The sequence below is a fragment of the Spirosoma arboris genome (genome assembly GCF_009754945.1).
Lineage (GTDB): Bacteria > Bacteroidota > Bacteroidia > Cytophagales > Spirosomataceae > Spirosoma > Spirosoma arboris.
The window spans coordinates 249,959-269,401 of sequence record NZ_WPIN01000003.1; the positions used below are offsets into that span (position 1 = coordinate 249,959).

General features: G+C 44.7%; 18 protein-coding genes. 13 read left to right on the top strand and 5 right to left on the bottom strand.

Features of this window, described 5'->3' with window-relative positions; genetic code table 11:
• Positions 1 to 20: 20 nt before the first annotated feature.
• The 7 genes from GO755_RS08785 to GO755_RS08815 all read left to right on the top strand — a co-directional run bounded on the left by GO755_RS08785 (position 21) and on the right by GO755_RS08815 (position 8,028).
• Positions 21 to 1,031: a glycosyltransferase gene (locus GO755_RS08785; RefSeq protein ID WP_227686897.1), complete on the top strand. Its 1,011-nt coding sequence runs from the start codon at positions 21 to 23 to the stop codon at positions 1,029 to 1,031.
• A gap of 18 nt (positions 1,032 to 1,049) precedes the next feature.
• Complete coding sequence (locus GO755_RS08790; RefSeq protein ID WP_317165819.1) at positions 1,050 to 2,072, top strand: hypothetical protein; 1,023 nt, start codon at positions 1,050 to 1,052, stop codon at positions 2,070 to 2,072.
• Between the two features lie 116 nt (positions 2,073 to 2,188).
• Positions 2,189 to 3,298: a glycosyltransferase family 4 protein gene (locus tag GO755_RS08795; protein ID WP_157584385.1), complete on the top strand. Its 1,110-nt coding sequence runs from the start codon at positions 2,189 to 2,191 to the stop codon at positions 3,296 to 3,298.
• A 7-nt stretch (positions 3,299 to 3,305) separates the two neighbouring features.
• Positions 3,306 to 4,205: a glycosyltransferase family 2 protein gene (locus GO755_RS08800; RefSeq protein ID WP_157584386.1), complete on the top strand. Its 900-nt coding sequence runs from the start codon at positions 3,306 to 3,308 to the stop codon at positions 4,203 to 4,205.
• A 93-nt stretch (positions 4,206 to 4,298) separates the two neighbouring features.
• Positions 4,299 to 5,687 carry an O-antigen ligase family protein gene (locus GO755_RS08805; RefSeq protein WP_157584387.1) on the top strand — a complete coding sequence of 463 codons (1,389 nt, stop codon included), beginning with the start codon at positions 4,299 to 4,301 and terminating at the stop codon, positions 5,685 to 5,687.
• The gene (locus GO755_RS08810) at positions 5,687 to 6,853 is read left to right on the top strand and encodes a glycosyltransferase family 4 protein (RefSeq protein WP_157584388.1); all 1,167 of its coding nucleotides are present in this window, start codon (positions 5,687 to 5,689) and stop codon (positions 6,851 to 6,853) included. The genes GO755_RS08805 and GO755_RS08810 overlap by 1 nt, the downstream gene beginning before the upstream one ends.
• A 20-nt stretch (positions 6,854 to 6,873) precedes the next feature.
• Positions 6,874 to 8,028: a glycosyltransferase gene (locus GO755_RS08815; RefSeq protein WP_157584389.1), complete on the top strand. Its 1,155-nt coding sequence runs from the start codon at positions 6,874 to 6,876 to the stop codon at positions 8,026 to 8,028.
• Positions 8,029 to 8,065: 37 nt separating this feature from the next.
• On the opposite strand, the gene GO755_RS08820 is transcribed toward GO755_RS08815, so the two are convergent.
• The 4 genes from GO755_RS08820 to GO755_RS08835 form a co-directional block, all read right to left on the bottom strand.
• Positions 8,066 to 9,790 carry a hypothetical protein gene (locus GO755_RS08820; RefSeq protein WP_157584390.1) on the bottom strand — a complete coding sequence of 575 codons (1,725 nt, stop codon included), beginning with the start codon at positions 9,788 to 9,790 and terminating at the stop codon, positions 8,066 to 8,068.
• Between the two features lie 74 nt (positions 9,791 to 9,864).
• Complete coding sequence (locus GO755_RS08825; protein ID WP_157584838.1) at positions 9,865 to 10,713, bottom strand: polysaccharide deacetylase family protein; 849 nt, start codon at positions 10,711 to 10,713, stop codon at positions 9,865 to 9,867.
• Between the two features lie 75 nt (positions 10,714 to 10,788).
• The gene (locus tag GO755_RS08830) at positions 10,789 to 11,553 is read right to left on the bottom strand and encodes a methionyl-tRNA formyltransferase (protein WP_157584391.1); all 765 of its coding nucleotides are present in this window, start codon (positions 11,551 to 11,553) and stop codon (positions 10,789 to 10,791) included.
• Between the two features lie 64 nt (positions 11,554 to 11,617).
• Entirely contained in the window at positions 11,618 to 13,576 is a 1,959-nt protein-coding gene (locus tag GO755_RS08835; protein ID WP_227686898.1) for a sialate O-acetylesterase, read from the bottom strand.
• Positions 13,577 to 13,733: 157 nt separating this feature from the next.
• Here GO755_RS08835 and GO755_RS08840 point away from each other — a divergent pair, with 157 nt between their 5' ends.
• The 6 genes from GO755_RS08840 to yiaA all read left to right on the top strand — a co-directional run bounded on the left by GO755_RS08840 (position 13,734) and on the right by yiaA (position 18,887).
• The gene (locus GO755_RS08840; RefSeq protein ID WP_157584393.1) at positions 13,734 to 14,666 is read left to right on the top strand and encodes a glycosyltransferase family 2 protein; all 933 of its coding nucleotides are present in this window, start codon (positions 13,734 to 13,736) and stop codon (positions 14,664 to 14,666) included.
• An 18-nt stretch (positions 14,667 to 14,684) separates the two neighbouring features.
• Positions 14,685 to 15,281, top strand: a complete 597-nt coding sequence (locus tag GO755_RS08845; protein ID WP_157584394.1) for a WcaF family extracellular polysaccharide biosynthesis acetyltransferase — start codon at positions 14,685 to 14,687, stop codon at positions 15,279 to 15,281.
• On the top strand, positions 15,278 to 16,048 hold the full coding sequence (locus tag GO755_RS42310; RefSeq protein WP_317165820.1) for a glycosyltransferase family 2 protein: 771 nt from the start codon (positions 15,278 to 15,280) through the stop codon (positions 16,046 to 16,048). Before GO755_RS08845 ends, GO755_RS42310 begins: the two co-directional genes overlap by 4 nt.
• Before the next feature lie 169 nt (positions 16,049 to 16,217).
• Complete coding sequence (locus GO755_RS08855; RefSeq protein ID WP_157584395.1) at positions 16,218 to 17,426, top strand: glycosyltransferase family 4 protein; 1,209 nt, start codon at positions 16,218 to 16,220, stop codon at positions 17,424 to 17,426.
• 150 nt (positions 17,427 to 17,576) lie between these two features.
• Positions 17,577 to 18,002, top strand: a complete 426-nt coding sequence (locus GO755_RS08860; protein ID WP_157584396.1) for a hypothetical protein — start codon at positions 17,577 to 17,579, stop codon at positions 18,000 to 18,002.
• Positions 18,003 to 18,488: 486 nt separating this feature from the next.
• On the top strand, positions 18,489 to 18,887 hold the full coding sequence (gene yiaA / locus GO755_RS08865; RefSeq protein WP_157584397.1) for an inner membrane protein YiaA: 399 nt from the start codon (positions 18,489 to 18,491) through the stop codon (positions 18,885 to 18,887).
• Between the two features lie 128 nt (positions 18,888 to 19,015).
• Here the strand turns inward: yiaA and GO755_RS08870 are convergent, their stop codons facing one another.
• Entirely contained in the window at positions 19,016 to 19,390 is a 375-nt protein-coding gene (locus GO755_RS08870; protein ID WP_227686899.1) for a hypothetical protein, read from the bottom strand.
• Between the last annotated feature and the right edge of the window lie 53 nt (positions 19,391 to 19,443).

Consider the following 19,443-nt stretch of genomic DNA (forward strand, 5'->3'; position numbering starts at 1 on the left):
CTGTCCGTATGACTACATCTATGCAACCGACTGTTTCAATTGCCCTTTGTACATATAATGGTATAGCCTATTTAGCTACGCAATGGAACAGTTTACTTGGGCAGCAACAGTTACCCAACGAAGTCGTTATTTCTGATGATCGTTCAACAGATGGCACTAGTATCTTGCTTGAGAAGTTAGCAGCAGAAGCTCCTTTCCCCGTGCGCATTCTGGAAAACCAAACGCGTTTAGGCTACAACAAAAACTTTGAACGAGCCCTGGCAGCGTGTACTGGCGATTTGATTTTCATCTGCGATCAGGATGACTTCTGGCTGAAGGAGAAAATCAGTACTATGACCCGGTATATGATTCAAAACCCTGACATTCAGGTTGTTTTTTGTGATGCCTGGGTAACTGATGAAAATCTGGAAGGTCGTAAAAAGCGATTCTGGGAAGCGGTTCAGTTCGATAAAGAAACGCAGCATCGCTGGCAGGAAGGTGAAACCATGGACGTACTACTCGATGGGAATCGTATGATGGGTTGCGCAACGGTACTCCGTCGAACATTTCTGCCCATCGTATTACCCATTCCTGAAAAGATACCAGGTTATATCTATGATGGCTGGATTGCCTTAGCAGCTGCTTCGCAAAATGCTATTCGTTTTATTGATCAACCCCTTCAACTTTATCGTACCCATGTGCAGCAGCAGATTGGAGTGCGAGAACAAGCAGTGGGAGATCGCATAAGACTACGCGATCGGTTGACAAGGCATCGGGCCAGGAAGCTGGCTCCTCTCCTCAAAAAGCAGGTTCAGCTAAAAACAATCAGTCAGTTATTGAGCAAACGAGTCCCCGCCAATTCACCAGGCTTATCTCAACTCGAGCAGCGACTCGCGCATTTTACGATGCGTAGCAATTTACCCCACAATCGACTGAAACGAATTGCACCTGTACTCTCTAATCTATGGCGGGGTAATTATCGAAAGTATGCCGATGCGGCTGCCAATTGGTATGCTCCTTTATTAGCCGTTTTGGGTGATATACTCGAATAATGTAGTTTTGCGTCCACTGTGCTACTAACGATCTGTACAATCCGTCAACTACCTCAGGCATTTGCCCTGGGTGATAACCTCAGCCAATTCGCGACTGCCGGTAAATCTGAACCGATATTGATTGGCTTAGTCGATGATCCTAATCAGCTACCAGCTGGCTTTGTCTCGCCTTATCCGCTACTGCCAATCGGGGAGTTATTACCTGCCGACCAAGTAATTGCCCTCTCGGCGATGTATACACCGACCGAGTTTGCGGCTGCCTGCAAGCCATTATTCATTGCCGAAGCATTCCGTCGATATCCAGCTACAGACAAACTCATATATGCCGATCCCAATAGTTACTTTTTAGGTCCCCTTACTCCAATTTGGGATTTACTAGAGACTGCTACTATTCTGCTAACGCCCTTTATTACCCGTAGTCCAACGAATGGATCAACAGATAAGGCATGGCCAGATGAAAAGTTCTTTCAGAATATTGGTCTGTATAGTTCCGATTTTTTAGCCTTTCGACGGTCAACAGAAACAACCCAGTTGCTTACCTGGTGGGATAATCGGGTGCGGGAGCGAGCTTTTATCAACTTCTGCGAGGGCCTTTGCCTCGACCAACTCTGGCTGATGCATGTACCAGTCATGTTCCGGGGTGTCGTTATTGTAAAAAATTCGGGATGGCATGTAGCACTCTGGAATTTGCATGAACGAACCATCCGATCTCAGGACACCGGCTGGCTAGTAAGCGGCCCGATAGGGCAGAATGAGCCATTGCTGTTTGTCAATTTCAAGGGTATACAGAACCTAGACGAAGGTTTTTTTTCGCATCAGACCCGTGTGCGTATTTCAGATCGACCCGAAATTGCAACTTTGTTAACCGCTTATCGTCAATCTATTGTCCGTTACCAGCCATTGTCCTTTGAGACGATTAGTCCCACCTATGGGCAGCAGCCCGAACCAGTAATTGTACGGGGCTGGCGCTATGCGACAATCCAGTCGATGCAAACCGTAACTCGCTTCCTCGACCGTGTGTACATTCCAGTTATCAAGTAAGGTTCAACAACCGAATAATCAATAGTCAGTAAGGATTTATCGGCAAATAGCCCTATTTTTGCCGGTAAATTATCTCAGAAAAATACAAACCGAACTGGGTTGTAGGTTTCCCTTTCATGAAAGTACTCTTCGACCATCAATCGTTCACGGGCCTGCCTTATGGAGGTGTTTCCCGTTATTTTTTTGAACTGATGCGTTCATTTGCCAAACGGTCCGACATTGAGTTTGAGTTATCGTTACGGCTATCGAATAATGAATACCTGAATCAGGCATCGTTTAGTAACCATATACGCTATCCGGGATTTGCCCATATGCGAAATGCCCATCGCATTGCCTCAGTCTTGAATCGTTTGTATAGTTTGCAACGTGTTCGATCAGGGAAATTTGATATTTTTCACCCAACCTACTACCACCGCTATTTTCTGGACTCCATTGGCACCAAGCCCTTTGTTCTCACCTTTTTCGACGCCACCAGCGAACGATATGGGCAGCAGTATCCAGAATTAGGTGAGGGTATCTACGAGACGAAAAAGCAACTCCTGCGCCGTGCCGATTGCGTTATCTGTATCTCAGAATTTTCTAAACAGGATCTCTTAAAGTATTTTCCGGTTGATCCAGATAAAGTAAAAGTTGTTCTTCTGGGCACTACCATGAATGAATATGTAGCCCCATCAGAGCAGGAAGCATCTCCTCTGTCGGCACCTTATCTACTCTACGTTGGTAAACGCGGTTTATATAAGAATTTCAACGGTTTTTTCCGAGCTATTCAGCCCGTATTACACCGGTACCCCGACCTACATATCATTTGTGCCGGCGGTGGTTCATTCACTCAGGACGAGCAAGCGTTATTTCATGCAGCTCAACTTAGTGAGCGTGTCCACTTTCGCCCCCTTACAGACGAAGGCCTCGTGAAGCTTTACCAGCACGCACGCGCTTTCGTTTTTCCATCTCTGAATGAAGGCTTTGGCATCCCTGTTCTGGAAGCTTACAGTGCTGGATGTCCGGTGGTGTTGAGTGATCGAAGTTCACTACCTGAAGTAGGTGCCGATGCTGCCATCTATTTCGATCCCGAAGACGACGAGTCGATGGCAGACGCCATTGAGCGTATCGTAACCGACGACGCACTATTTGCCGATCTCCGTCGGAAAGGCTCCGAACGGCTCCGTGATTTTTCATGTGACAAAACTGCTCAGCAAACGCTGGAGGTTTACCAATCTCTGCGCTAACGACAGTATGAATTCTACGAAAAAATCGCTCCATTCCTTTGTAACACGACCGTACAGCCCACAGGCAAGTTCCGTCGCAGATCCGAAGGCCTATCCCAAACTGACAGTTGTTACTCCTTCGTTTAATCAGGCCCAGTATCTCGAACGGACGATTGTAAGCGTACTGAACCAAAACTATCCCAATCTTGAGTATTTCATTATGGATGGCGGTTCTACGGATGGGAGTCTTGAGATTATCAAAAAATATGAACCGTATCTGGCGGGATGGGTAAGCGAAAAAGATGGCGGCCAGACGGATGCCATCAATAAAGGCTTTCGGCGGGCTACGGGCGATTATGTCGCTTTTCAGAATTCGGATGATGTGTTTGCGCCAGATGCGTTCAGCCATATAGCAGATGCCTGGCGAAAAGCCCCCTCTACCGATGTTTTTTTTGGGGATATGTACATCATCGACGAAGCTGACGTTATTCTGGAAGAGATGCGGGCTCCAAAGTTTTGTGTCGAATGTCAGCTCTACGAAGGCATGCAGGTGTTCAACCAGTCGCTTTTTATTCGTCGTAACCGGCTGGAACAGTTTGGTTTGCTCGATGAAAGCCTACGATTCGTGATTGATTACGAAATTGTGGCCCGGTTAGGTGTGCAGCCCGCCATGCAATTCCAACATGTAAAGGGTTTCTGGGGAGGTTTTCGGGTACAACCCGACGCCAAATCATCGACGATTGCTGCAACGGTGGGGCTTCAGGAACACAAGCTTGTGAAGGAAAAGTACCTTCCTATGCTTACCTCATCTTTGGGCGCGTCATTCTGGCAACGTTATTGTCGCGTACGTAAACTACTCACCTTTGTCTTGAAAGGCGAATGGGGATATGTTCGTCATCGGCTTAACCTGAATCGATCCAGGCAGTAGTATTGGTTTTAGGTTTGTCGTTGCTCGTAGTACTAGAATTTTCCAGCATCTGACTACAAACCAAAAACTCCAACCAAAAACCTTAATTCGTTTATGAGCAACTTTATTCGCCTAGTAAAAGCCCTCGATTATATGCGGATGGTTGTCGGTATCTGCATTCTGGTAGATGGCTATCCGCTGATCTTCTTTTTTCGGGAAACTATGCGCCTTGCACCGGGTAGCACCGCCTTTACAGCAGCAGCACTGGCGGCTGGCTTGGTGCTGATGGTTCCCTTTACCGTATTACGGCGACTTTATCGCCCTAATGTGACTATGTTCTGGATGGCCCTGGCGTTTCTGTTGATGAGTATCTTGTACATGTATGTGTACAATGGTGTACCAGGATATCTGGACTCTGGCAAGGATATGATCTATTACGCATATATGCTGATCTTCCTGTTCCTGCTTATCAACATACCCAATGATATTATTCCGGTGTTTATCCCGGTGGTGGTTCTCTTTACCTTAGTGTCCAATTTGGGGCTAGTCTATGCCCTGATAACTGATCCAACCTGGGCTATTGGCCAACGAGCCACCATTACACTCAACAACGGTGCCGATCCCGGATCAGGAAATCCGCACGCTTTTTCGCGTAATGCCTTTATGGGCCTCATTGCCTGCGCCATCTGGCTCATGCGCCCCAAAACCCACGTTATATTTCGACTCCTGTCGTTTTTCGCCGGTGTTCTTAACATAGCCGTTCTGGTACTCACTCAAACCCGCTCAGCCATTGTAGCGCTTTTTTTGGCTATAGGATTGTTTTTGTATTTCAACGTCCGTCCAGCTCAGATTCGCTCAGCTGCCCGAAGCCTGGTTAAGCCTATTCCAATCGCTATAATGGTGATGGGCTTTTTTGGCGTTATGTATTTCTTTCAACGATACTTGACCGTTTATTTAGTTCTCTACGATTACGTAACCTCATTTGCGGAGCGAAATCTAGAAACATTATATGCGTTGCTAGGGCTAAAAGCGCAGGGAGCTGATTATAAAGCCGCTCTGGATGACTCTACAGCTAACCGTTCTGTAAGTGCAGCTTTCCTACGAAACGTATTGCTGGGGCACTTGCACATGCTCATTCTGGGCTATGGCTATAAGTTTCTGTATCTGGATGTACCTATAATGGAAGCGCTGGCCGATCAGGGTATTATAGGATTAGCCTTATTTGGCGGTATTATTGGTATGTCAGGCTACTATGCATTCGGTATTATGCGTCGAAATCCGAACCCATTGAGCGTATTTCTGGCCTACTTTTACTTACTAATTTTGATTCAGTCGCTCACAAACGGGCGTCCGTATGAGATTTCGTTCTGGTTTCCTTTAGCCTTAATGATCCGGTTTATGGGCGTCGACCACTTATTCCCTGCTCATTTAAACGACAATGTCCATGCGCCTGTTGATGCCCATGAGCAATATGTTGTTGTATCAAACCCAGAGCCGGCCTGATGCGCATCCTTATTGTCCATAACCTGCTCTGGGCACATTATAAAGCCAGCGTATTTCAGGCACTCCAGAACCTAGTTGATCAACGGAACGATCTATCCGTACAGGTATTGCAAATTGCCCGCAACGAACGCTCTCGTGCTGGTTTGGAAACAACTACAGACGGGGCTCCACCAACGTACACCTACAACTACGAACTCCTCTTCGACCGGAATCTGGAAGAAATTAGCTTTCGCGAACGGGCCCGGCTATTGCTCCAGCGAGCCAGGGCCTATAAACCTGATGTTATTAACCTGACCGGCTATTATGATCCAGCCCAGCTCCTACTATTACTTTGGGCCAAAGTCAACGGGATTCGGGTTATTATGCAGAACGAAAGTACAGCCGTCGACCAGCAGCGAGGTGGTTTGAAAGAACGTATCAAACGATGGGTGTTTAGTCAATGCGATGGCTTCTTTTGCTTTGGCAGCCAAGCCGCTGACTATGTGATCCAACTTGGCGTTTCACCCACGAAAATTCTACTCCGCAAAAACGCAGTTGATAATAACGCGCTTCGGTCGGTCTACGAACAAACGGTACCCTTTCGAAATCAGCAACAACAAGCACTGGGCCTACGTCCGAACAACTTTGTTTTTGTCGGTCGGCTTATCGAAGTAAAAAACCTCCCTCAGTTACTGGCTTCCTTTACCGAAGCTAGTAAACAGTCGAAAAATGGAGCCGATTGGGGGGTACTTCTGCTAGGCGACGGCGCTGAGCAGGCCAATCTCACCCAGCAGATTCGTACATTAGGAGTAGCCGAGCAGGTTCATTTATTATCAGGTCGCCCCTGGTTCCGCGTGCCGGAAGTGCTGGCGCTTAGTAATGTACTTGTGTTACCGAGTCGGTCAGAACCATGGGGGTTAGTGGTCAATGAGGCTATGGCCTGTGGCCTGCCCGTTATTGTGTCCGATCGATGTGGTTGCGCAGTTGATCTGGTGCATAACGGCCAGAATGGTTTTGTTTTCGATCCTGACCACCCTGCTCAACTAACTCATCGGTTAATTCAGTTTATGGATGGCGCTATCGATGCGAAGCAGATGGGGGAAGCAGCCAAACAGTTCATTGCCCCTTATGCGCCCGAAATAGTAGCGCAGGAAATGCTCGATGGCTTTATAAAAATCACAAACTAATCGGTTATTTCGCGGCATCTATGCGAATTTTAAATATCTGTGCTTACACCTGGCAAGCGGGTGGCCCGCCTAAAATTATTTTCGACCATACGCAGGTTGTTCTCCGGTATGGCCATCAGGTAGACATACTAAGTCCATTCACTCCGGGCGAAAAGCCGTATCCAGTCCCTGAAGGAGCCCGGCTCATTCTGTGCCAGCGAACCCCGCTTATCAGCCGTTTTTTCCGGGAGTTTTCAGTTGAACTGTATCAATATCTTCAAAAGCACGTTCATGAATACGATGTCATCCACTGCCACGGGCTTTGGCATTTCGGAACGTTGGCTCCATTCATGCTCGATCGGAAGGTAGCTAAAGTCATTACCATTCATGGTGTGCTGGATCGTTGGGTGTATGCCCACCACAACTGGAAAAAAGAGTTGATGAATACGCTCGCCCAAAAAGCGTATTTACAACGTGCCGATTTAGTACAGATTAATAATTCCGATGAGCAGGAAGATATATTGCGCTATCTCGGCCATCCGCACCCCAACGTAGTTGTTATTCCGAATGGCGTAAAGACCAGCGATTTCGCTCAACTTCCTCCCAAAGGCACATTTCGGCATAAATTCAACATCCCTGCGGATAAGCAATTAGTGCTATTTATGAGTCGCCTGAATGTAAAAAAAGGGCTAGACTTACTCTTACCAGGCTTTCGGGATTATGTGCAAGAGCACCCCAATACGATATTGGCTTTAGCGGGCTCCGATGATGGCTACGAAGATCCGACCCGGCAATATATCAAGCAGCATAATCTCGAGGACTCCATTCGTTTGGTGGGTATGCTAACGGGCGATGATAAGAAAGCGGCCCTCTCTGACGCTGATTTATTTACTCTACCCTCCTATTCAGAAGGTTTTTCGATGGCCGTTCTTGAAGCGATGGCTGCCGGAACACCCACGTTAGTATCTGATCGGGTTGGTTTTGCCGATTCTATCCGGCAACATGAAGCAGCTGGTATGCTCAGTAATTTAACGCCCGAAGCAGTCAAAGCTGGTTTAGAGAAGCTACTAGGTGACGATCAACTTCGCAGTCAAGTGGCGCAAAATGCCACCAGGATGGTAAAGAAACAGTATCATATTGATATAGTAGCAAAACAACTTCTGGATGAATATGCGAAAATCGTCCGTAAGAAATAAGGCGAAGTTATGATCTGACATCTCTACTTCGGCACCCTTATAATGAAACGATTTTAAGCGAATCTTTACCTGTCTCAATCTGTGTATTAGTCGGGTAAAGATTTTTTTTATCGCCGTCAATCTCTACAACAAATACATTGTAAGTTTGATCATTTAGTAAGAATTTACTGGTAAGTACACCCGAAAATCCATTAGCATAATAATTCTGTCCAAACGAAGACAGGAAAAGTCTCAGCGAATTTCTATTTTGTTGCGTCGAAATAATCTGTCGTTGGGCATTACTTTTAAGGATAATAAAAGCCCCATTTTTTTTGCCGAAGCTTCGGGTAAACGAATCATTCACAAAGGACAAAGTATGCCCACCCAAGTGCTCTGTTTTTAATTGGATTACGTCCTTTTTTTCCTGATACGGCCCTTCAAAAAAATAATGCTCGGGCAATTGGTAAACCCCTGCCTCAATCGCTTGAGTGGTTACAGTATCTATCCCAGATCTCAAACTTATATAAATAGGCGTGCTGGGTATTGATCGACTAGTCTTCCATCCGTATATATCTGTGTAACGATCTTTATAATAAAAATCCAGCGGAGCCAGATAGTAGAAATAGCTAAAAAGAAAAATACCTGAACTTATAACAAGTAAGGCTTTACTAAATGTAAGCTGAGCTATAGGTTTAAGCTTACCAGCGACTAACAGTATAATAAGAATTAGCCAGATAAAGCCAATATGCTTATAGCGGCTAATTAACAATGGATCGATGCCTTCGATAGCTCTTCCTACAGCCAAAGCAAGCAAGGTTATACTAAAATGGAACAGTCCTCCCCATAATGTACTTTCCCAACGCGCAAACGTTGTTCCAGTCCGCGTAAATGCTGATTTGACAAGCATAAAGCCGTAATAAATGACAATTCCCCACAAAACAGTACCTACAGCCATTACTAACCCTATACGCACTGCCGAAGGCAGCACAGTATTTGGGTCGAACGATAATCCACTGGCAACCAAAATACGCCCAATAATAAGGTCTGGTCGTTGAAGATTATCGGATAGTTTGGGTCTAAATGAAGGAACGGCAAAGTTTTGGTAATACAGAAACACCATACCCCCTATTACAAGCGCCCAGATAATAGTATGTTTCCAGCGATGTTGTAGTAGCAATAGAAGTAGGCCGACTGGCAGAATAAACGTTCCGCTTACATCACTTAAAATGGCAAAAATTGCGACTATTAATGAAGTTATTAATGATGATGGTTTTTTCGAATATAAATAGAACGATGAGAGTAAAACGAAAAAATAAACAACGACATGTTGTAATGGAATCATTGCCCAAAATATTGTCTCATAATATTGAATATGAAATAATAACAGTGAACAGACGAGTACTAAACGGATTGGAAGTTTGCCGTCGCGGATGATTGTATAAAAGAGATAGAAAATGCCGAGTAAGGATAGTAAACCTAAAAAAGCCTGTAGGCGTAGATCTAATTTATGGAGTATTGAATAGGTAAAAATAGCCACTAATCGGTCGACTACAATTCGGCGTTCGTCATCTTGCGTCCAAAGGATTTTAATAAACTCCGGCAAGGAAAAAGGCGTCAGTTTTGTAAACCTAGTAACAGGATCTAGCAATGCATCATAATCATCTTGAAAAGGAATATTGCTAACAAATTGAAAAAAAGTATAGAAGAAAATCAGTATAGGAATGGCACTAAATAAAATAAACCATGTAGTTCTGCGGCTATTTTTTGAAAAATCAGCAACCATTTTAAACTAAGTGTAAAAGTTAATCGTACTTGATACGCTAATAAAGTAGCCGTTCAGGAGTTATTCTCAATAGGTTACACAGTTCGCTGTATAACTTTAGCCCAATCCACTTGTCGATCTGCTTCGGCTAAGTCTACGAAGGGGAATTCGAGAAGCAATTGTTTTAATTTAGGCCAGCAATTTCGGAGACCATAGTATGATTTAAACTTACGCGTCTGACTCAATCCCGGAATCATGGGTTGTGCAGCATCAAAATCACGCGGATGGAAATACGTCATTACATAGGGCGATCGGCGCATCAATCCTTTGATCACTCCGTAGGGGAATAATCTGAAATAACCTCCCCCCGAAAAGATCAGGTCCTGTCCTAGTATAGCAGTGGTATTGATCGGGAATTCTTTCAGGAGCGTACCTCCAACATTCAGATAACCAGGCTCAAACATGCCCAGCGATGCGTCGCCCCCATGGGCACGCCGGGCCGAAAACACGGAGCAGTCGATTTCGATACCCTGTTCAACCAGAATCGGAAACACCCAACGATTATATTCCTTAATAGAAAAACCTGGCGCCCGATATGACCGTACTTTTTTTCCCGTAATATCCTGCAAATGCTTAATCGACCGTTCCAGATCATCCTGAAACTGAGCAGGCGTCTGTTCATATGCTAACTGATGCGCATACGAATGCGTCGCAATTTCGTAACCAGCGGCATCAATTCGCCGGATTACATCGGGATGTTTATCGGCTACCCAACCCAGACAGAAAAAAGTGGCTCGACTGTTGGTTTCGTCTAAAAGCTGGAAAATTAGATCCATATTCTGGTGAATCCGGGTTTCGTAACGACTCCACTCCGACTCTGTTCGGGTTGAGGCATTATCCAGAATATGAAACCACTCTTCAATGTCAAACGTCAGGATATTCATTAATTTAGTTGGTAAGTTCATAAGTCCGTGAGTTAACAAGTCAGCCACTTACCAACTCACGGACTTATGAACTAATTAATAAAACCGTTTCCCGGCTGCACGGAAAGCCTCTACGTCTTCCTTAGTGGGAAAGGTGAAATAAGTCATTTGTGCCGCATCATTCTCGATAAGCGTGTACTTCCCCGAATGAATTTTATCGATGGATTTCAGAATGGCATCCATGCCCATTTTCTTAGTCACATCAATCAATTCGGCTTGGCTCATGTTGCCAATTGCAAGTTTATCCTGAACCAGAATCGGGCCACTGTCAATGCCTTCATCCACAAAAAATACAGACACACCCGTATGCGTCTCACCGTTTTTCAGCACCCAAAAAGAAGGCATTAGGCCGCGATATTTAGGTAGTAGAGCTGTATGAAGGTTGATACAACCATAAGTAGCAACGTCCAGCAGCTTTTGTTTAAATATCTGGTTACCAGCAATAGACACTAACAAGTCGGGTTTATATTCCCGCAGTTTTTCTAAATTTTCGTCCTTGTTGATATTGCCTTCAATATGGATCAGCGGTATGTTCCGATCAGCCAGAGTTTTCCGAACGTTGTTTCGGGCGTCTAACTTAGACAGTACATATTTGAACCCATAACGCACAAAAAAAGGCAGGCCAAAGATGTTATATGTTTTCTTCATCTTCTCGCTGAAGCTTTCGCGTTTACCAAATGGCGAAACATCGAATACGACCGTTGCCACGACTTCGGCATAAGGCGGTAGCTTTTTCAGGAGATAATCAATATTGCGAGCGAGATAAAAAGGATCATCCTGCGTAAGAATCACTAGGCGCATAAACAGTTGGCTATTGATAATGCCACAAAACTACATATTCCAGCGGAAAGGCGGTGACCGTTCCTTAACGGATCACTATTTTCCGATTAATTGTCTGCCCGTCGGAGGTTTGCAGGTTAACAATATATAGTCCGGCTTCCAGATCAGTTAACCCGAGTGAAAGCGTATTTTTGGCTGTTCCGTGCCAGCTTTTCACAGTCCGTCCCAGCATATCCAGTAACAGTAGTTCAGTAAATGTAATCTGACTGGCTGTCACATTCAGTATTCGATCGGCACTTAGCGGATTCGGGTAAATTTGTACAGGCGGTTCAATAGGTTCTACCCCTAATATTAATGGCCTTGTCGTAACGATATTGCTGTACACGGACTCCGACGTACTGCTAAATGCCCGAAGCCGGTAATAATAGGTTCCGTAGGGATCAGGTAGATTCGTATCGGTGTAGGTTGCTACCGTGCCATTTAGAGAAGCGATTTGTTTATAGTTGGTTGCTGTACCGTCCGATCGTTCCAGAATCTGCGTCTGTGCTGTTGCTGATGCCGTCCAGTTTAATTGAATCTGTTTGTCTGATATTGGTTTAGCCGCCAGCGTAGTCACCATTGCAATAGGGTCAGCAATTAGTACGCCATCGAATGAGAAAGCACGCATATCGCGCGTATTTTTAAGGACTGGTCCATCATAATAGGCCGAAAACTTGTCGGAGAAATAAGCAGGCAGATAACGTAGTGTTTTTGCGGATGAAGGTTGCTTTAAAGCCAGTTTTACGCGATTTCCAGTAGCAGAACCACCGGTCAGCAAACCCGCCTGACCATCCAGGTAGAAATAGTCCTTCTGTTCACGGCTATATACTTTTTCTCCCGTCGCAAAATTATAAAAAGCAGTATCACTCTTCCAGACCATTTGCATCTGATCGTCGAAAACCAGCGTTATTGAGTCTTTTCGAGCATTGTAAAATACCTTTTTTACATCAGGCGAATTAATCTGAAGTGTATCTTTTGAACCATAAATATCACGACCAATTTGTCGGAATTGCTCAAAGGCAAGTCGTTGATAAGAAGCACCTTCGTAATGAACGCCCTGATATCCTGGTGTTCCAACCGAGGCAATGGTCTCAACGTTCTTGAACAGGTATTTTGTACGTCGCTGAAAATCGCGCAAAGCAGCCGCACTATCAACGGGGTTTGTATTATCCAGAATGTTAATCTGGCCAACGTAGATCTTCATATCTCCATAATCTTCCCTAAACTGATTGTAGAGCGTCGCAAACTTCCCGGCATAACCCGGAATACCAGTGCCAGCATCCTCTTCACCCTGACGCCAGATAATAGCCTTAGCCTGTTTGGCAACCCCAGCCCACTGTGCCCGATAAAGCAAGTTTCCATAAAACGTATTTGTATCGGCATGATTGACCGGATTACGTGCCAATAGCGGTGCAATAGCGGTTCCTCCCTGGGCCCCATTCAGTACACAGGTTGGAATCCCATATGTTTGCAGAATCAGTCGTTGCATTGTTAAGCCTAATCCGCCCACACTGGCGTAAGGTTGTTTAGCAGGAAACCAGGCCATATTAGCGGCTGGTTGTCCGTAAATGTAACCGGCATTACGAAGGTATTTATCGTCGAAGTTAAACGAGTAATAGGTGTCTAATTGCGCAAGTGCCAGTGCATTCGATTGACCGTGAATAATGTAAACATCTCCACAAACAACCCGTTTCCGATCAGCAACGAGTATCGAATCTTTCCCTTTATAGGCAAATACCTGAAATGCATATTCTGCTGGCTCGGCCTTAATAATAGAAGACAGTTTGAATGCTGTATTAGTTGGAGAAAGTGTTTGATTAACTATTTTGGTCAGTATTCCCTCACGCGATACCTGCATCCCAATTTTGGTATAACTTGTAGCCGTGCCACTCATTGTCCCGCTGACAACAACTTCAGCCTGATTATTTCCATCGCGGGGATATAACTGTAAGTCGCGGGGCAATTGATTAAATACGACCTGTCCGAATGAGGAAAAATATGACAAAAACAATATAAGGGTTGTGTAAACTCTTTGCATGGGCTTTGTCCCGTCTAAAAAAAGTTATAATATTGCACACTTTATTAAGCTTCTGAGGGGCTTGTAAAAATAAGCCCTTTTTCGCAGGCTTGAATAAAAAAAGGGCATTTAGCTATTAAAGGGTATGACTGACGTCTCTGTCATTATTCTGACATTCAACGAGGAAAAACACATTACTCGCTGTTTACAGAGTTTGTTCCCGTTTACAGACAAAATATTCATTGTTGATTCCTATTCAACTGATCGAACTGTTGAAATCGCTCGATCAATGGGAGCTGTTGTCGTACAAAATGCCTGGGTGAATTATGCAACACAATTCAATTTTGGGATTGAGCATTCGCCGTTTAAAACCGCCTGGCAGATGCGTATGGATGCCGATGAGTATGTAATGCCCGAATTGGCCGATGAAATTAACCGTCGTCTGGCGGGTTTACCTGCCGAGGTGGGAGGCATCTATGTAAAACGCCGGGTCTTTTTCCTGAATCGCTGGATACGTCACGGAAGCTTTTATCCTATTTGGCTCCTACGCCTATGGCGACTGGGCGACGGATTTTGTGAGCAGGTCTGGCACGATGAACATATAAAAATCACCAAAGGAGAATCCATTCAGTTCGATCATGATATAGTTGATCATAATCTGAATAACCTAACCTGGTGGACGCAGAAACACAATCATTATACCATCCTGGAAATGATTAATCTGCTGAATTACAAGCACCATTTCGATCAGGCCGAGACTGTCCAGCCCCGTCTGTTCGGAACGCAGGATCAACGGATGCGGTTTTTAAAAGAGAAATATGCGTCGCTGCCACTTTTCACCCGGCCGGTCCTCTATTTTATTTACCGATATTTTGTCCGGCTAGGTTTTCTGGATGGTCGCGCCGGGTTTGCCTGGTGTTTTCTACAAGGACTGTGGTACCGGTTTCTGGTCGATGCCAAGCTACTGGAAGTAAAACTTCGGGTTGGCGACGACAAAGAAGCGCTAATTGAGTACTTCCGAAAAGAATATGGCAAAGATCTCCGACCAACCCGCCCGCAGCAGGTCGGTCAGTCCTAAATTGATCGCTAGTAATCCATGGAATCTTTCCAGAAAAAGAACGACTCGACAACTGATAAGCCCAACGGAAAAACTGACCTATCGCGGTTCGACAATAGCTGGTACGATCACGGTCCACGCTGGCGATTAGTGTTATGGTTTATTGTGAATGCATTTTTTGTCAATACTTATTTACCCGTACCAACTAGTCTTAGGGTAGCCGTTTTGCGGTTATTTGGCGCTAAAATTGGGCACCATGTCATGATTAAACCAGCCGTAAATATTAAATACCCCTGGTTACTTCAGGTCGGAAATTATGTCTGGATTGGGGAACAGGTGTGGATCGATAATTTGAGTGAAGTAGTCATTGGCGACAACGCCTGCCTTTCTCAGGGAGCTATGCTGTTAACGGGTAATCATAACTATCGGCTGTCAACCTTCGACCTGACTACCCGGCCTATTACCCTGGCCGATGGCGTCTGGATCGGAGCCAAAGCGGTAGTATGTGCAGGCGTCCGCTGCGAATCTCATGCTGTACTAGCTGTCAATTCAGTAGCCACGCATTCACTAGATGCATATGGTGTTTATCAGGGTAATCCGGCCGTTTTTGTCCGGCAACGAACTATTACGGCGTGAAAGTTTCTATTATAACCGTTGTATATAACGGTGCAGAATTTATTCGGGACTGTATTGAGTCGATTGTGAATCAGACTTATCCTGATATTGAATATATTATTGTCGACGGAAAATCTACGGATGGTACCGTAGAAATTGTACAATCGTACGGCACGAAAGTTGCCCGATTTATATCGGAACCCGACAAAGGTTTATATGATGCCATGAATAAAGGTATCGGACTAGCCACTGGCGAGATAATCGGTTTGCTGAATGCCGACGATTTTTATCGGCATACCCGCGTCATCGAAAACATGGTTGCTACATTCGAGCGAACCGATAGCGATGCTGTCTATGGCGATATGTTATATGTGGAACGAACAAACCCACAAAAACTCAAACGCTACTGGCGTTCTGGTTGGTACAATGAGAATGCGTTCTTATGGGGCTGGATGCCTGGGCATCTTTCATTTTTTGCGAAACGATGGCTCTATAAGCAATATGGTACGTTTCGGCTCGATATGAAAAGCGCAGCCGATTATGAATTGATGTTACGATTCATTCACAAAAACAAAGTCAAACTTGGCTATATGGATGAAGTAACGATTGTAATGCGAGCAGGAGGAATCAGTAATAGTAGCGTACAGAACCGACTACGAGCTAATCGGGAAGATCGGCTTGCCTGGCAGCTTAATGGGCTAACACCTTATTTTTTCACTTTCTGGTTAAAACCATTACGAAAGCTTAAACAGTATATTACTAAGCCCCCTGAAGCACTTGACAAATAAGAGACGTGACCGTTAAATCAGATTTTGCCTCTTTTATTAGCTAAACCCGTGATTTTTACGCTCCTTTCCTGGCCGAAATGACTAAACAAGCCCCGGTATCAGGTAGCGTTACTCGACGAATTGTTTATGAAAACCCCAAAAGGGAAACAATATCTAAACGTCCTGCCTTATGAACATTGATTTATTTATAGCTTACTTACAACATAAATTCAGCGATGACCTGTTTACGCTTGGCCTATACCAATGCGTGCTTGCGTTTCTGGTTGCCTGCTTTGTTTCTGTTGTAGCGATTCCTGTAATCATCAAGATTTCCGAGCTAAAATCGCTCATGGAGAAACCCGGCGAACGCCGGTCACACTCTACGCCCACCCCAACGTTTGGCGGCATTGCCATTTTTGCGGCAATACTGATTGCCTATTTCTTATGGCCCAGCATTGATCAGACCGAAATTTATAGAACGAATCTGTCGATTGTTGGCATGACAATCCTGTTTTTTATTGGTATCAAAGACGATCTTGTTGGCATTGACCCTGCCAAAAAGTTAATGTTTCAGGTACTGGCTGCCATGATTCTTATTCTCTTTGGCGATTTGCGCATCGACTATTTGTATGGCATTATGGGTTTTCACCATATTGATATAGTCGTGGGTGTTTTGCTGACGTGCTTTATTTTCATTACGCTGACGAACGCAATTAACCTCATCGATGGCATTGACGGACTGGCAGGTGGTATTGCTACTATTGCCAGTGGTACGTTTGGCGGATGGTTTTTGCTGACAAACCATTTTACGATGGCTTGCCTGGCTTTTACATTGACGGGTGCACTGCTGGGTTTTCTTCGGTTCAATTTCTCGAAAACCAGCAAGATTTTTATGGGGAATACAGGTTCGCTCATTATTGGTTTTATGCTGGCTTTCTTTGCTGTACGCTTCGTTAGCCTCAACGCATCTTATCGATACGAGCCAACGGCGTTTTTCAACGCGCCTATCATTGCCATTGTTATTCTGATTGTACCGATTTTCGACACATTACGCGTTTTTCTGGTCAGAATTTTGGCAGGTCGTTCGCCTTTCTCAGCCGATCGTAACCATATGCACCATATTCTACTGGATAACGGACTGTCGCATGTTGGCGCAACGGCTGTACTTTGTGGAGCTTCCCTGTTCAACACCATCACATTCCTATTACTACATCGCAATATCTCAAATACGCTCTCTATTGTTATTTTGGGGTGCCTATTTGGTGTTTACATGCTAATTAGTTTTACCCTCAAAATGCGGGTAAAATATGTATCAACTCATCCACGTCGTCGGCGGGCTGTTATACGCCGGGAATTGCAGAATGGCATTTCAGGCAAGCGTATTATTGATTACTTATAGAGTCACCTAAGTCATTGGGAAAAGCTCTTTGGGAAATCCAGAGAGCTTTTTTTATGGGTAATCGATAAGTCCCATTCGCTCAGTTATTATTCTTTTTTTTGCCCTAATTGTTTAGTACTGTAGACAAGCATTCTAAATCAACTCACGGTTATGAAACATGCTGCAGTATTGGGAGTCATGCTGCTCACGATAGCCAACGTTAACGCTATTGCTCAGGCTACCAATTCCACACGTGCCACAAGCAATGGCACTATACCCTCAGCTTCACAGAATGGCTTATCAGGTGCAAGTGGTAAAAATGAATTGGGCGTGAAGACTAGCCCACACAAATCAGGCCAACGCTCAACAGCGGGCTCCGGCTCTACAAGTAGCTCAACAGTCGATGGTTCCACAAACGGCAGCGCCACCAATGACGGAGCTAGTGGTCAGAGTGGCAGCCCGGTTGCTAATCAGTCGGCGGCCATCGATCAGGGAGCATCTCAGTCCCAACGTAGTAGTGGTCGTAAACTGAAACGCAGTACAAGCCGCACGAGCAGTACTTCAAACGCATCACCTGGCAAATCTACGCACCAATAAATATTCGGGACGATTATTCACCTGGCGAGCCCATAATTGAACCGATAGCTTACCGAAATGAGTAGGCCGACTCATTTTCGTTCTTCATTTTTCCTATACGATACATGTGGGTAACATGAACGAAAAAATAGAAAATTTGAGAATACGGCTTACCAAACGATTAGAGGAAGCAAACCAGGAGGCCTATTATGCAAGATCTTCTGATGAAAACTATTACCATCGAACTCGTGCCGAGGAGTTAACGTGGTGTTTGAACGAGATTACTACCATTCTTCAAGAAGGCAATGTAAGCTAAAATAGCAGATGGGCGAATGTACATCGTTTGTCCTTTTAGTAGCGTCTCGCTAAAGCCGTTGCCAGTTATTTACTTACGGCTACCAATTAAAAACTCAAAGTACCTTGTTGAAAGTTTTCGCTAACGGGTGCGTGATCACTCCATTACTTTTGTGATAGTAACTGCCAATGCTTAAACAACCAACAACTACAATGAATCAGAAAACATCAGCTGCCTTTATAGGCGCTTCATGGCTTGCTCTTGGGGCAGGTATGTTCGGATACTTAATTGGCCTCTGGCGATCCGACATGCTTCTAAACGAGAAAGGCTTCTATTTTACCGTCTTAATGTTTGGCATTTTCTCTGTGGTATCTGTCCAAAAAAGCGTCAGAGACCGATTGGAAGGACTCCCTGTAACGGATATTTACTATGGTATCTGCTGGTTTTCGACAATCTTGTCTATTTCGCTTTTGACAATTGGTCTATGGAATGCAACCCTTTTGCCTAGTGAAAAAGGGTTTTATGCATTTGCCTTTTTACTAGGCTTATTCGGTGCTATTGCCGTACAAAAAAATACGCGAGATAATCAGGAATTCACGAAGAAAGAATGATCTGTAACTCTTGAAACAAGTACAAGCATGCCGTATATTGACCATCGGTGATTTAACTCTCAACTTCATCTCAACAGACAAAGCCCGATCATGTCGGGCTTTGTCTGTTAGTTCTCAGCTTCATGTGCCTAGTTCATCGCAATAACACGGCTGGCCTGTTGAACCGGTTGAGAAGACACATTCAGTTGCTTAACAATGCTGCCTTCACTCGATTTGATTTCTAATTCATATTCGCCATCGGCCAGGTCATTCACGTTCAGCTTCACAGCGTACTTGCCTTCTTTTTTGCCAATACTGTGTTGATAAAGCACCTCGTGACTTTTGTTGCGAAGTACCACATCAACAGGCACCTCGGCTGACTTTTGAACAGCCAGCCGAATTTGGTGATCGACGGTCACGTAGGCACTAGCATCGAAGGAAAGTGTCTTGGGGGTCGTAGGATTAAATAGGGTCGAAGCGCTTAGTAAAAGAGAGGTAGCGACTTTGCTCATTAGTGGTAACATGGTAGTAGTTGTTTAGTGTTTGTGTTGTTTACTGCGTTGAACTACTTAATCCA